Here is a 13,448-nt window from a genome sequence, read left to right on the forward strand (position 1 = left end):
TGAATGCTTGAAACACAAAAAATGCATATACAAAATAAAATTATAAGCTCGGAGACAACAGTATGCACAAACAGTCAGAATAAAAGATTTCCTCGCTCTCTCTCGCCAGTTTCAACCCGCTACTAACGAGCTAAGGAAGTCCTATGATCCCGCGTTTGCAGTTAAGCCAAATAACAAAACGTTATCCGGGGGTGGTCGCCAACGATGACGTTTCGATGACGATTATGCCCGGCGAAATTCATGCCGTGCTCGGGGAGAACGGCGCCGGTAAATCCACCTTGATGAAGATCATTTATGGGGCTGCCCGTCCCGATAGCGGCCAGATTCAATGTGATGGCAAGCTGATTGGCGAGCACACGCCTTCAGGCGCACGAAAAATTGGCATCGAAATGGTCTACCAGCATTTCGCACTTTTTGAGTCCGTCACCGTCGTCGAAAACATCTTGTTATCGACTGATCGTGGTTTTGACCTCAAAGAGCTGGCCACGAAAATCCAGGAGCTATCCCAGCGTTACGGGATGCCCATTGATCCCTACCGCTATGTGCACGAGTTGTCAGTCGGCGAGCGGCAACGCGTTGAACTAGTACGGTGTTTACTGCAGCAGCCCAAACTGCTCATTCTTGATGAGCCCACTTCAGTTCTGACACCCCAAGCTGTACTTAGTCTATTTGAAACGCTGAAGCTATTAGCCGCAGAAGGCTGCAGCATCTTATACATCAGTCATAAACTGGACGAGGTACAAGCTCTATGCGATACCGCCACCATCCTGCGCTCAGGAAAAGTCGTGGGTACGGCCAACCCTAAATCCTGTAGCACCTCAGAACTAGCGCGACTGATGGTTGGCGCCGAAGTGCCAAAAATTGAAATTCCGGCCACATCCCGCAGCCCTGCTCCCGTCTTCAGCGTTAACAATTTAAATGCCCCCTCGCCCACCCCTCATGGCGTACACCTGAAAAACATCAAATTCGATGTACATGGCGGCGAAATCGTGGGGATTGCCGGTGTGTCAGGAAACGGGCAGGCAGAACTCATCGCCATGCTAAGCGGTGAGACGATCTGCAGCCCTCCAGATGCCATCAGAATTCATGGCAAGGCCGTCGGAAATTTACGTGCACACGAGCGGCGTGAGCACGGCCTTGCCTTTGTACCTGAAGAACGCCTTGCCCGTGGTTCTGTTCCCGGTCACTCTTTATGGGAAAACAGCATTTTAACGGCGAGCAAACTAGGTTTAGTAAAAAATGGCTTCATTAGCCGCAGCAAAAGCTTCGAATTGGCAAATTCAATTATTTCGAAATTTAAAGTCAAGGCCACGGGTCCCGAAGCCACCGCCGAAAGCTTATCCGGCGGGAATCTTCAAAAATTCATCATTGGCCGGGAAACCGCATTGAGTCCTTCTTTCTTTCTGGTTGCACAACCCACATGGGGGGTGGATATCGGAGCCGCCACCTTTATACGTCAAACGCTCATAGACCTTAGCCGTCAGGGTACGGCCATTCTTGTCATATCAGAAGAGCTGGATGAGTTGTTTGAAATCTGCGACAGCCTGCTGGTTATCAGTCAGGGAAAAATTCACGGCCCTCTCAATAAAGCATCAACTGACCGTGAAGAAATAGGCTTATTAATGACAAATGGCCGTCATTCAAGCTCCACCAAGGAGGCAGAGCGTGTTGTTTAAGGTTGAACGTCGTCCCGAAGTATCGCTTAAGCTGCGCCTGGCTGCCCCACTTATTGCTACTCTTTGCACCTTACTGGTCGGTGTCCTGCTTTTCTCGTCATTGGCCCATAATCCGATCGATGCATTGAGGCTTTATTTTATTGTCCCCCTGAGCACGATCAATGGCTTGTCGGAGTGGCTGCTCAAGGCGTCACCCTTAATTCTTATTGCCTGTGGCTTAGCTGTCGGTTTCAGGGCGAACGTATGGAATATTGGCGCTGAAGGCCAGCTTGTCATGGGTGCTGTAGCCGCAGGCGCCGTAGGTTTGTTTTACCCCAACCCCGAAAGCCCCTTTCTAATTGTCATGATGTTGATTGCTGGCGCACTGGCAGGAATGTCCTGGGCTGCCATTGCTGCTTTTTTAAAGGCACGCATGAACACCAGTGAAATTCTCGTAACACTGATGCTTAGCTACGTTGCCGCGCTGTTTTTATCATGGCTGGTACACGGCCCCTGGCGAGACCCGATGGGTTTTAACTATCCCCAAACAGCGATGTTGCCGGAAGCGGGTCTATTCGAACCTTTCAATATGATGTATCGCCTCACCCCCTCTATCTTTATTACGATGCTGATGGTGGTCGCCACCTGGTTATTCATCGACAAAAGCCACATGGGCTACAAAATGAAAGTCAGCGGAGCAGCACCATTGGCAGCGCGTTACGCAGGCTTCAAACAGTCCTCGGCGATCTGGATAGGCTTATTGGTTAGCGGCGCCGCAGCGGGTGCGGCAGGAATGATGGAACTCGCAGGTCCATTAGGTCAGTTATCGCCACAAATATCTCCAGGCTATGGTTTTGCTGCCATCATTGTTGCCTTTATCGGACGCCTGAATGCCTGGGGCATCGTGCTCGGCGGCTTGCTCATGTCCTTGCTGTTACTAGGCGGTGAAAGCATACAGATGAGTATGGGTATTCCCTCGTCTATCACACGAATCTTTCAGGGTATTCTGCTTTTCTTTTTGTTAGCAGCTGACTTTTTTGCCATGTATAGAATACGGCGCGTACGGGGAGCTGCATAATGAATTTATTTATCGCTATTTTCACTGGCACTCTGATTGCCGCCACCCCTTTGATATTTGCCGCGTTGGGCGAGCTAATTGTAGAGAAATCGGGAGTCATCAATCTTGGCATTGAAGGCATGATGCTGGTTGGCGCTTCGGTAGCCTTCTATTGTATTTACGCTGGCCTTCCTATGCCTGTGGCCATTGTGCTGGCTTCACTGGCAGGCGCCGCCTCTTCATTTCTGTTTGCGGTACTCGCCCTGTTCTTTTTAGCAAACCAGTATGCGGTGGGACTAGCTCTCGCCATTTTCGGTGCAGGCGTTTCCGCATTTATCGGGCGGGGCTTTGGCAGCTCGCCAATCGAGACCCTCAAGTCTTTACACTTTCCTGTGCTTTCCGATCTGCCTGTCGTTGGCCCTTTACTTTTTAAGTTCGACATCCTGGTGTACTTTGCTTTGGCGCTTAGCCTAGTAGTCGCCTGGTTCTTATATCGTACTCGCTGGGGCTTAACGCTTCGGGTTATCGGGGAGTCCCCTGCTACAGCACACGCCATAGGCTATCCAGTAATTAAAATTCGATTTTTTGCCATTTTATTTGGTGGCTTATTAGCGGGTCTGGGCGGGGCCTATCTGTCAGTGGCCTACACCCCGGTGTGGATTGAGAACATCACGGCGGGCAAAGGGTGGATCGCAGTCGCTTTAGTGGTGTTTTCCACGTGGCGCCCCATGCGGGTAGTAGTAGGGGCGTGGCTATTTGGCGGGATGACGATCCTGCAGTTTCAGGGCCAGGCCTTAGGTCTGACCGTACCCAGCGAACTCTTGTCCGCCATTCCCTATATCTCCACTATTGTGGTTCTGGTCATTATTTCCAGAAACCGTGCCTTGCTTGCGGCTCATTTCCCTGCATCGCTCGCTAAACCTTATATGCCCAATCAGTAAATGGTTTGGGAAGGCCCTAATTTCTATAAAGCGTAAAAGACGGAGCTGATATGAAACACATTACTCGCCGTGACTTTGTTGGCGTCACTGCTCTCGGAGCCTTAAGCCTGGCTGTACCAAGAATAGCCATTGGGCAGGAGAAACTAAAAATCGGGGTTGTACACCCCTCTCCACAAACAGACATTGGCTGGGTACATCAACACACTCTGGCCATTGAGGCTCTGAAAGCCAAATTTGGCGATCGTATCCAAGTATCCGTGGTGGACAGCATTTTTATCCCACAAGATGCTGAACGCGTATTCCGCGAGTTTGCCGCCACAGGGCATCAATTGATTTTTGCTAGCAGCTTTTCTCACGGCGCCCCCTGCAGCGAGTAGCCCGTTCATTTCCCAAGGTAGCTTTTGAGCACTGCTCAGGCATTGTTCAACAAAACAATCTCAGCGTTTTCGAAGCAAAATACCACGAAGGCACCTATGTTGCAGGCGCGGCAGCCGCCATGGCCAGCAAAACAAAAAAACTGGGCTTTGTAGCGTCTTTCCCTGTGCCTGACAACCTAAGCGCTGCCAATGGCTTCTTACTGGGTGCCCAATCCATCGATCCGGATATCAGCTGCACCACCATCTTCCTGAACTCGTGGTTTGACCCCAGCAAAGAAAAAGAAGCCGCCAGCAGTCTGATTTCGCAAGGCTGCGACGTACTATGCTGTATGACAGACACCGTGACAACCGTACAAGTCGCAGGCGAGCGTGATGTGTGGTCAGTTGGTTATGCCAGCGACATGAGCCAATTCGGTCGCGACAAGCAGTTAACTGCCTATACCCTTGACTGGTCAAAACGATATATCCAGGCGGTCCAGGATGTGCTGGACAACACCTGGGAATCGGCCACGCGCTGGGAAGGGTTAAGCGAAGGCACAGTCAAAATGGCCACCTTCAATTCGGAGCTATCTAGCGACAATGTACAAAAACTTCAACAGATTGAACAAGACATTGTTTCAGGCACGCTGTCTCCATTTGATGGTGAGCTGCAGGATCAGACAGGAAAAGTAAGGGTCCAGGCTGATGAACGCTTAAACGACGACGAGATTAAAAAGATCAACTGGTTTGTTAAAGGCATGAACGGCCGGCTTAGTTAATGCCACCACAGTATAGACCAGGCCGGTATGGGGTGCCCCGCACCGGCCTGAATTACCTGTTGCAAAGCCTCGCAAAAGTAGAATCTGCGTGTATGGCTACGCTACGTGCTGAAGAAAATCTTGAAGACGTTTGCTAGGCGGACTACTAATTAGCATTTCCGGTTCGCCGTCATGCGCAATTTTTCCCTGATCAATAAATAACAAACGGCTTCCTACGTGACGTGCGAACTGCATTTCGTGCGTGACCACCACCATTGTCATTCCATCGTCTGCCAGATCTTGCATGACCCTTAACACTTCATACCGAAGTTCGGGATCCAGAGCGGATGTGGGCTCATCAAACAACATCAGCTTAGGCTTGATAGCCAGCGCACGTGCAATGGCCACTCGCTGTTGCTGCCCGCCTGAAAGCTCGTTGGGATAATGATTCATGCGCTCTGCAAGCCCTACTTTCGCAAGCAGGTCTTGAGCGATGCCCAAGGCTTCTTTTTGCCGGCCCCACGTGTGTGAGTAGGCCCGAACATGACGTTTTCCAAGGCGGTCAGCTGCGGAAAAAGATTGAACTGCTGAAACACCATTCCGGCCTCACGCCGAAGCTCTCGTACCTGTGCGGCGGTGCCCTTCACGCTTAAGCCGCCAACTACAATATCACCGCTTTGGATTGTTTCCAGTACATTGATGCATCGCAAAAAAGTGGATTTCCCGGAACCAGAGGGACCGACCACAACCACGACTTCACCCTTGCTGATAGTGAGGCTGATATCGTCCAGGACGACGCTGTCACCAAAACGCTTAACCACGTTTTTGAATTCTACAATGTTCATATGCTGCGCATCCTGTGTTCAATCAGCTTTAACGTAAGTGCGATGAAGCCCGTAAGAATTAAATAGATAACGGCAACCGCCGCCCATATTTCAACGGATCTAAAGTTACTTGCGATAATTTCCTGTCCTTGACGCGTTAATTCTGCCACGCCAATAACAATAAATAGTGACGAATCTTTAAGACTGATGATGCATTGGTTTCCCATCGCTGGAATCATGCGTCGCCAAGCCACTGGAGCAATAATAAAGATCAGAATCTTATGGAAAGGCAGCCCCATGGCCTGGCCTGCCTCTTGCAAGCCTTTGGATACCGACTGCAGCGCTCCGCGAACGATCTCGGCAATATAGGCTCCAGAGTTAATAACCAAGGTAAATATAGCGGCCGACACACCGTCAATCCGCCAGCCCACCAGCAGAGGCAAGGCGAAATAGATAAACATGACCTGCACAACAATAGGTGTGCCCCGTATGAGCAAAATATAAAGCTGAGCAAGAAAGGACAGCGCGACACCAATGTAGCGTCTGAAAAAAACGAGCGCTGCCAGCAGCACCGCAGAACAAAGCAGCTTCCACCACAACGCGATATCACCGGCCTCGTCCAGTGCAAAGCTAAAGCTCACCCAACGCAGGATTGCAATAACAAGCACGAGCACGACCAAGGCAATCAGGCTGGTACGCCAGGTAACGGGAACGCGGATGTATGTGGTTATTACACCGGTAAAAAAACCCATGATCGAGCCACCTAACAACCCCAGAAAGGTGATGTAGATGGTCATTTTTGTGCCTTCGATAAGGCTGGGCATGGCATCCCAGATAGCAGACCATTCAAATATCACATCAACGCCCAATAAGAATACGTGCCTAGACTTCCAGATCAGCTCTGGCAAGCCAGCACTAAAACAAAAAAGCGGCCAGCACCCTAACTTGCCTGACCGCCCTTAGCCCTTACACAGCCAACTCTTAATTTCGTTTACCAAACCACTTTTCGTAGATTTGATCGTAGGTGCCGTTATCCTGAATCTCTTTCAAGGCTTTGTTCACCACCGGCACAAGCTCGCTGTCTTTAGGAAAGCCTATACCGTAGAAATCCCCACTTTTAATAGCGCCGGTAACTTTTACACGATCTTTTCCGCCTGTCTGTGCGTAATATTGCACATTAGGCGTATCGTGAACTACGGCATCAACGCGTCCGGTAGCGAGTTCCAGAAAAGCGTTATCGATATTCGGGAAAAGCTTCAGCTTGGCTTCAGGTACGTCTCGATTCAGATAATCAACCGTAGCGGTTCCGATTTTTACGGCAACCAGCTTTCCTGCCAGATCATCACCGGTATTAATGTCATCCGTTTCTGTATTTACCAAAATCGCCAAACCACTTTCGTAGTAAGGGTCAGAAAAATCAATAACCTTCTTACGATCATCGCGAATCGTGATACCAGCCAATGCAGCATCAATATTACGCGTCTGCAATCCCGGAATAATGCCGTTGAAATCCATAGGCTGCAGACGATAGGTTAATCCGGCCTGTTCGGCGATGGCATCCCAGAGGTCGATATCGAAGCCTGTGTACTTACCATCTTGCTTAAACTCAAAAGGAACAAAAGCAGTATCGGTGGCCACAACCAGCTCTTTGTCTTGTGCCAGAACACTGGTGGCAGGCAGCACTAATGCCAGCGCCAAACCAGCCATGACTGCTTTCATTTTATTTTTCAGCATAGAGAACTCCTTTAAGGCCGTGGCCGTCATTGAGCGCGACGATAATCGCTCAAGACCCCAACCCCGATTCATCGGATCGTAAATGGTAAGTCGACTATTTATGGTAACCGAAGCGACGCGTTTTAGCTGCTAAACGGATTCAAACTAAGGCAAAGCAAGCCCAAAACTCGGGTAAATCCGCATAAAAAAGTAGCAATAATGGCATTCGCGGCCCTGCCAGCGATAGCCAATGTGCTGAAGAAACTGATCGACCTAAAGAACCATAAAAAAGGCGATGATTAACTATCCATCGCCCTTTTCTATTTTCTCCGACCCACACTTAAAAAGCAGGAACAATTGCACCCTGATACTTTTCGTTGATAAACGTGCGCGTCGCCTCACTTTGCAGTTCGCTAACCAGTTTTTTAACCGATTCCGAGCCGGCATTCTTGGCGCTTACCGCTACTAAATTAGCATAAGGCGATTCAGCCCCCTCGATAATCAGTGCGTCGTTAACTGGGCTTAAACCGGCTTCAAGCGCATAGTTAGTATTAATAAGCGCTAGGTCTACATCCGGCAAAACGCGTGGCAATGTGGCAGCCTCAATTTCCCTAAACTTTAAATTTTTGGGGTTTTCGCTTATATCCCGCGCTGTCGCCAGAATATTAGTGGGGTCTTTTAAGGTAATCAGACCTTGCTTTTGCAACAACAATAACGCCCGGGCACCATTGGAAGGATCATTAGGAAGCGCAACCAGAGCTCCGTCTTTCAATTCATCAATATTGCTTATCTTTCTTGAGTAAGCGCCGAAGGGCTCAACATGAACCTGCCCTACAGCCACCAGCTCGGTTTTATGCTGTGCGTTAAAGGTATCCAAATAGGGCTGATGTTGAAAAAAGTTAGCATCGATAGCCCCATCCCACACCTGCTGGTTGGGCTGTACATAGTCGGTAAACACCTTGATGTCGAGTTCGACACCCTGCTTGGCTAGAGCTGGCTTGATGAACTCCAGCAGTTCTGCATGAGGCACTGGAGTCGCTGCAATACTCAGTTTTTCAGCATTGGCAGCAGCGCTTAAACCTAGCGCTGTAGCCAGCAAGACTACCGGAACAATTTTTTTGAACAACATACCAGACTCCTTAGAGCACAATTAAAGACGAATTTAAGAAATTTTTCGTGTCAGATAAGAAACCAACTTATCGCCAAAAACCTGCATCAACTGCACCAATACAATCAAAACCAAAACAGTTACGACCATAATATCGGTTTGGTAGCGTTGATAGCCATATCGCATGGCTAAATCGCCCAGGCCCCCGCCGCCTACCACCCCCGACATCGCCGAATAGCCCACCAGGGTAATTGCCGTGACGATAACCGCAGCAACCACACCGGTCTTGGCCTCAGGCAATAGTGCCATAAGCACGGTTTCCCTGGCGTTCGCCCCCATTGCCCTGCAGGCTTCAGACACGCCTGGGCTTAATTCCCTTAGCGAATTCTCGATAAGACGCCCAAAAAATGGAGCCGCACTGACTACCAAAGGCGGAATCGCCCCCACCACTCCCAAAGCCGTTCCTACCAATAGGCGAGTAAGCGGAATCATTAAAATCAGCAAAATGATAAACGGCATGGACCGCAAAACATTGACCACCAGGGACAGGCTTTGATAGACGCCCCGATTTGCCAGCAGTTGATTCGGACCGGTTAAAAACAGCCAAACCCCCAATGGCAAGCCTAAAAGCACCGTAAAGAACAACGACGCACCCACCATTACTATGGTGTCCCGGGTAGCTTCGATAATTTGCCACCAGTCAATGCCGTCCCACATCATGTCCTTAACACCTCGCTCTGCACATTCATAGAAAGCAGTGTTTGTGCCAGCCGCTTCTGATCCTCATCGGCTCCTTGCACCGCCACCACCAGCTGGCCGTAGGGTGTACCCTTGATTCGACTGACCGAGCCCTGCAATATACTGATATCAAGATTTAGCTCACGGCTGACTCGGCTAATCAAAGGCTGCGAGGTAGCATCGCCTTTGAAACTCAGGCGTAACAGCATACCCTGCACCCCTGGAGCCATCTCTTGCCAGCCTTCGGCATCAATGCCGCTCTCGGCAAGCAAGGTTTGAGTCACGGTATTCTGGGGGTGCAAGAACACATCGATGACATCCCCACTTTCAACCACAGCACCGGACTCGATGACAGCCACCCGATCGCAGACGGCACGTATTACATCCATACTGTGCGTGATCAACACAATGGTCAGCCCGAGGTTTTGATTAATTTCGCGCAGCAAACGCAAAATAGACTGGGTGGTCTCCGGGTCAAGTGCTGAAGTGGCCTCGTCGCAGAGCAATAATGCCGGTTTATTGGCTAAGGCTCGAGCGATACCTACACGCTGTTGCTGCCCGCCCGAGAGCTGCCGCGGGTATTTGTGCAAGTGCTCATCCAGACCCACTAAAGCCAAAACCTCATTCGCCCGCTCGTGCATGGCGGCCTTGGATAACCCTGCAAGCTTTAAAGGGAAACACACGTTATCAAGTACGGTGCTGGACTGCAGCAAATTGAAATGCTGAAAGACCATACCGATCTTCTGCCGTACAGGACGTAACTCATCTTCGCCTAACGCCGATATCTCGTTTCCCTGAAAGGAAACCACGCCTGAACTGGGACGTTCCAGCAGATTAAGCATTCGTATTAACGTGCTTTTGCCTGCCCCCGAACGGCCAATAATGCCAAACACCTCACCGTTTCGAATGTGTAGATTCACATTCTGTAATGCGGAGACCATTCGCCCGCCACTGGTATAGGTTTTGTTGATACTTTCAAGCGTAATCAAATTAAGGGACCGCCAGAATCGTCATTGCTCGGCCCGAACATCAATGCGGACTGAGAAAAAGTTGAATTTATCATAAGAGTTCAAATGAAACCGATGTTAGTTATAACTAAACTATCGTAGACAAAATCTTGGTGGAGCCTGCCGCACATACAAGCATTAGCTATTTAACCTGATTGGCGGCTCCTGGGCCACATTCTTCATAATCCTAACAAAAAGACACAAAATAACGCAAAATAACAAATAGAGGGTTAAGATAAGTGTACAACCATTTTTTTTGAGAGAATATTTATGCAAGCCATTGCTACTCGTGCGCTCTGCGACCAATGTCTCAATATGCCTGTCGCTGTCTCTGGTACCCAAGCGCATCCCTACTTGCGCGCCGATGGAGACTATGTAAAAACGCAGGACGAAAAAGTAGAGAAAAAGGTTCGCTGCACAACCTGCCACGCCATCTGGTTGCATCGAAAATGTAAATGGGGAAATTGCGAAGGGTATAGGCTGCATCCCTGAACACACAGGATTCAACACATACACTAATTGAATAAAGGACGCTGCTGCGAGGCAGCAAGCCCAAAAGAAAAAGGCCGCTAAATTAGCGGCCTAAGTTTCTTGTACTGCTGTGTTTACTGCTGAATTCGATTGGTGGGTCGTGCGCGATTCGAACGCGCGACCAACGGATTAAAAGTCTTAGCAACCCAAAATAGAAACAAGCTAATTTCTATTATTTATCAACACCTTGCAGTGACAATCACATCTGCAATCTTAACCCATATATGCCCTATTTAGGTCATTTTTGAGGCACTTTGGGCAAGTTTTGGTCAAACCATATCTGCCATCGTGCAGGCATTTTTGCGTCTGCCCCTCTCATAACATTTCATTAAGTAACGGACATGGTATAACGGTAGCATGATCGGCATCGACCAAAGCGGGCATTCCCCGAGTGCCTCCTTAGTCTGCCGTGACCAATCAAGAGCCGAAAAAACTAGGGACGGCATAATGATTTTTCTATAAAGCATTTGCATCAATATTACGGACGAAAAATATGGCTAGCACACCCCAAACCTATACCGTTTCTGACTTTATCGAATGGCATAAAAAGAAACAGTTGAACTTATCACCAGAGTTTCAGCGCGGGTCTGTTTGGACTTCTAGCGCGAAAGTTTTCTTAGTTGACACGATTTTGAACGACCTGCCGATGCCTCAAGTATTTTTTAGAACGAAAATTGATGCTACGACTCAGACAATGACACGAGAGGTTGTGGACGGCCAGCAGCGACTCAGGACGATACTTGAGTTTGCTTCTGGGAAACTTAGGCTATCCAGCAAGTCTCCACAATTCAAAGGCAAAACATATACAGACTTAGACGTTTCTGATCAAGAAGTTTTCTTATCTTACAAAATACCATGCGTTCAACTTATTAATGCCGACAACTCCATGGTGTTGGAAATTTTTGCCAGATTAAACTCTTACAGCGTAAAAGTCACACCAGCAGAGCTTAGACATGCAGAGTACAATGAACCTATAAAGTGGGCGATTTATGATGCGGCCCGAGAGTGGACATATCTTTGGAATAATCTCGGAATCATATCCGTTAGAGAAAGCGTGCGAATGAAGAACGTCTCTCTTATGGCTGAATTTTTCATGACTTTAGATCTTGGTTTCGGCGATGGTGGCGAGCCCCTAATAACTAAATTTTATAAAAGTAAGAAAACCGAATCAGAAGAATATTTTACGCCTATTAGAAATAAGATCGATATCGTATTAAAAGATATTATTAAAAATTTCGAGAGCGATTTTTCGGAAACAATTTTCTTTGATAGCCCTAATTTTCTTGTCCTATTTGCAGCAGTGACATATCTTAAATACGGTTTTCCGGATACTCGGATTACGGTAGGTGTCGAGCAACATAAGGGAAAGGGCATCAACTGGGAAAAAGCCATAGAAATACTAACCAACATATCTCAAGAGTTTGAATCAGAGCACAATAATGAAGATGCGGATGGTCGATACGCTGAATTTATCAACGCCAGCAAAAGTACCACGCATCGTATATCTTCTAGAAAACCAAGATTCCAGCTCTTAGTTAATGAGCTTAGTAACTATGCAGCTTAATCGTCATTACGCTAGATTAAAACAGAGGCTTTCTTTTATTGAGAGAGAGATAGACGAACTCGCTGCCAAAAGAGTACTTGCAAAACGCGAGGTGCACGCACTCGAAAAATACCTTGTACAGCTTCAGATCGAATGGGAGCATTTTATCAGAAGGTTAATTTTAGATAGCGCCACAGGTCAATATCAAGATACCAGCGGACGAGTGTTTTCCAAATTGCTCAATCCGCCCAAAACTAGAGAGCAGGCTCTTTATACGCTCCTCTCCACTTTTAAAAATAAAAATCGCGGTCGCGAGCCTGAGTGGAGTCACTCAACCAAAGCTATCGACGCAGCAACACGATTGCAGCTATCAAACTTGACTGCTATCTCAGGCTATCTTGGTGTTACGCCGTGGCCACTAGATCAGATGCGTTTTTTGAGAAACTATATTGCCCATCAGTCTAAAAACTCAGCCGTCACGTTGCGGCGTCAATCAATGACGAGCTCCTCAGGTAAAATCTCAGTGGTTCAGATAGCTTTTGATTACACTCCATCAGGAGTTCAGAGGTACAAGGAGTGGCCGGCGTTTATGAAGACTATAGCTCAGCAGATTGTCTAAGCCCACCCAGGGCGATCAGCTTACTTCAGGCGGTGGATAAAGATTACACCCTGTCTTGACAAGTGCCAAGCCAGCGTTAAATTGGAGCGACTGCAGCCAGCTGTTACGCTCCGTCAAATGATCGCTGCTATCTCGCTTTGCTGTAATCCAGTCAGACCTCAAGCTGCATAAAAGAGTAAAAGGGAACAGATTTATTTATCCCCTAAGCGACCTCTTTTAGTCGATCTCTGCCACAGTCGATAATCCGCTGTGGGACTAAACCGGACGTCCGACTAGCCCATTCAGCCAAAACCACACACCTTCCTAAACTTCCTATTATGCTCCCTCACCTGCCGATTGATCCCGGCAGGCGTCTGATCAACCTGCTCGTCTGACTCGTAATAAATAGGCCGAGCAGTATCGCAGAAGCTGCCACCGCTACTTGCGCACCCAGTTACGCTTAAGCTCGTCAGCAATAGCGTCATCAGACATAGACGCAGTTTCGTTTTCAATAGCACGTGCTTTCTCCCTCTCGGCTGCAGCTGCCTTTTCCTGTTTTAGCTCTACCTCTCAGCGCCCTTCCGCTTTACCCGACTGCCGGGCATAAAAAAGGCCGACC

The 13,448-nt window shown here is 48.5% G+C and carries 12 protein-coding genes and 1 pseudogene; 7 read left to right on the forward strand and 6 right to left on the reverse strand.

Annotated features, from left to right (window positions below):
• Positions 1-143 precede the first annotated feature (143 nt).
• The 5 genes from L1889_RS03380 to L1889_RS03400 are packed head-to-tail and all read left to right on the forward strand — an operon-like array spanning position 144 to position 4,788.
• Positions 144-1,676 (forward strand): ABC transporter ATP-binding protein, encoded by a 1,533-nt coding sequence (locus L1889_RS03380; protein ID WP_238663865.1) that lies wholly within the window; start codon positions 144-146, stop codon positions 1,674-1,676.
• On the forward strand, positions 1,630-2,733 hold the full coding sequence (locus L1889_RS03385; RefSeq protein ID WP_238663866.1) for an ABC transporter permease: 1,104 nt from the start codon (positions 1,630-1,632) through the stop codon (positions 2,731-2,733). Before L1889_RS03380 ends, L1889_RS03385 begins: the two co-directional genes overlap by 47 nt.
• Positions 2,733-3,653: an ABC transporter permease gene (locus L1889_RS03390; protein ID WP_238663867.1), complete on the forward strand. Its 921-nt coding sequence runs from the start codon at positions 2,733-2,735 to the stop codon at positions 3,651-3,653. Before L1889_RS03385 ends, L1889_RS03390 begins: the two co-directional genes overlap by 1 nt.
• Before the next feature lie 50 nt (positions 3,654-3,703).
• Complete coding sequence (locus L1889_RS03395) at positions 3,704-4,030, forward strand: type 1 periplasmic-binding domain-containing protein (RefSeq protein WP_238663868.1); 327 nt, start codon at positions 3,704-3,706, stop codon at positions 4,028-4,030.
• Between the two features lie 41 nt (positions 4,031-4,071).
• Positions 4,072-4,788 carry a BMP family ABC transporter substrate-binding protein gene (locus tag L1889_RS03400; protein ID WP_238663892.1) on the forward strand — a complete coding sequence of 239 codons (717 nt, stop codon included), beginning with the start codon at positions 4,072-4,074 and terminating at the stop codon, positions 4,786-4,788.
• Positions 4,789-4,884: 96 nt separating this feature from the next.
• On the opposite strand, the pseudogene glnQ reads toward L1889_RS03400, so the two are convergent.
• The 6 genes and pseudogenes from glnQ to L1889_RS03430 all read right to left on the reverse strand — a co-directional run bounded on the left by glnQ (position 4,885) and on the right by L1889_RS03430 (position 10,139).
• Positions 4,885-5,612: pseudogene (gene glnQ, locus L1889_RS03405) on the reverse strand (glutamine ABC transporter ATP-binding protein GlnQ).
• Positions 5,609-6,196, reverse strand: a complete 588-nt coding sequence (locus tag L1889_RS03410; RefSeq protein ID WP_444329657.1) for an ABC transporter permease subunit — start codon at positions 6,194-6,196, stop codon at positions 5,609-5,611. Before L1889_RS03410 ends, glnQ begins: the two are co-directional and overlap by 4 nt.
• Positions 6,197-6,572: 376 nt before the next feature.
• Positions 6,573-7,325: a glutamine ABC transporter substrate-binding protein GlnH gene (gene glnH, locus L1889_RS03415; protein ID WP_238663870.1), complete on the reverse strand. Its 753-nt coding sequence runs from the start codon at positions 7,323-7,325 to the stop codon at positions 6,573-6,575.
• Positions 7,326-7,644: 319 nt separating this feature from the next.
• Positions 7,645-8,433: a MetQ/NlpA family ABC transporter substrate-binding protein gene (locus tag L1889_RS03420; RefSeq protein WP_238663871.1), complete on the reverse strand. Its 789-nt coding sequence runs from the start codon at positions 8,431-8,433 to the stop codon at positions 7,645-7,647.
• A 33-nt stretch (positions 8,434-8,466) separates the two neighbouring features.
• Positions 8,467-9,132, reverse strand: a complete 666-nt coding sequence (locus L1889_RS03425; RefSeq protein WP_238663872.1) for a methionine ABC transporter permease — start codon at positions 9,130-9,132, stop codon at positions 8,467-8,469.
• Positions 9,129-10,139, reverse strand: a complete 1,011-nt coding sequence (locus L1889_RS03430; RefSeq protein ID WP_238663873.1) for a methionine ABC transporter ATP-binding protein — start codon at positions 10,137-10,139, stop codon at positions 9,129-9,131. Before L1889_RS03430 ends, L1889_RS03425 begins: the two co-directional genes overlap by 4 nt.
• Before the next feature lie 1,042 nt (positions 10,140-11,181).
• On the opposite strand from L1889_RS03430, the gene L1889_RS03435 reads away from it, so the two are divergent.
• Positions 11,182-12,252 carry a DUF262 domain-containing protein gene (locus L1889_RS03435; protein WP_238663874.1) on the forward strand — a complete coding sequence of 357 codons (1,071 nt, stop codon included), beginning with the start codon at positions 11,182-11,184 and terminating at the stop codon, positions 12,250-12,252.
• Positions 12,242-12,850: a hypothetical protein gene (locus L1889_RS03440; RefSeq protein WP_238663875.1), complete on the forward strand. Its 609-nt coding sequence runs from the start codon at positions 12,242-12,244 to the stop codon at positions 12,848-12,850. The genes L1889_RS03435 and L1889_RS03440 overlap by 11 nt, the downstream gene beginning before the upstream one ends.
• The last annotated feature ends 598 nt before the right edge of the window (positions 12,851-13,448 follow it).

It is taken from the genome of Paenalcaligenes niemegkensis, assembly GCF_022230885.1.
Taxonomy (GTDB): Bacteria; Pseudomonadota; Gammaproteobacteria; order Burkholderiales; family Burkholderiaceae_B; genus Paenalcaligenes; species Paenalcaligenes niemegkensis.

Coding starts and splice junctions, on each gene's coding strand:
- L1889_RS03420 (WP_238663871.1), bottom strand. CDS start 8,433: ATGTTGTTCAAAAAAATTGTTCCGGTAGTCTTGCTGGCTACAGCGCTA.
- L1889_RS03380 (WP_238663865.1), top strand. CDS start 144: ATGATCCCGCGTTTGCAGTTAAGCCAAATAACAAAACGTTATCCGGGG.
- L1889_RS03435 (WP_238663874.1), top strand. CDS start 11,182: ATGGCTAGCACACCCCAAACCTATACCGTTTCTGACTTTATCGAATGG.
- L1889_RS03440 (WP_238663875.1), top strand. CDS start 12,242: ATGCAGCTTAATCGTCATTACGCTAGATTAAAACAGAGGCTTTCTTTT.
- glnH (WP_238663870.1), bottom strand. CDS start 7,325: ATGCTGAAAAATAAAATGAAAGCAGTCATGGCTGGTTTGGCGCTGGCA.
- L1889_RS03385 (WP_238663866.1), top strand. CDS start 1,630: ATGGCCGTCATTCAAGCTCCACCAAGGAGGCAGAGCGTGTTGTTTAAG.
- L1889_RS03390 (WP_238663867.1), top strand. CDS start 2,733: ATGAATTTATTTATCGCTATTTTCACTGGCACTCTGATTGCCGCCACC.
- L1889_RS03425 (WP_238663872.1), bottom strand. CDS start 9,132: ATGATGTGGGACGGCATTGACTGGTGGCAAATTATCGAAGCTACCCGG.
- L1889_RS03395 (WP_238663868.1), top strand. CDS start 3,704: ATGAAACACATTACTCGCCGTGACTTTGTTGGCGTCACTGCTCTCGGA.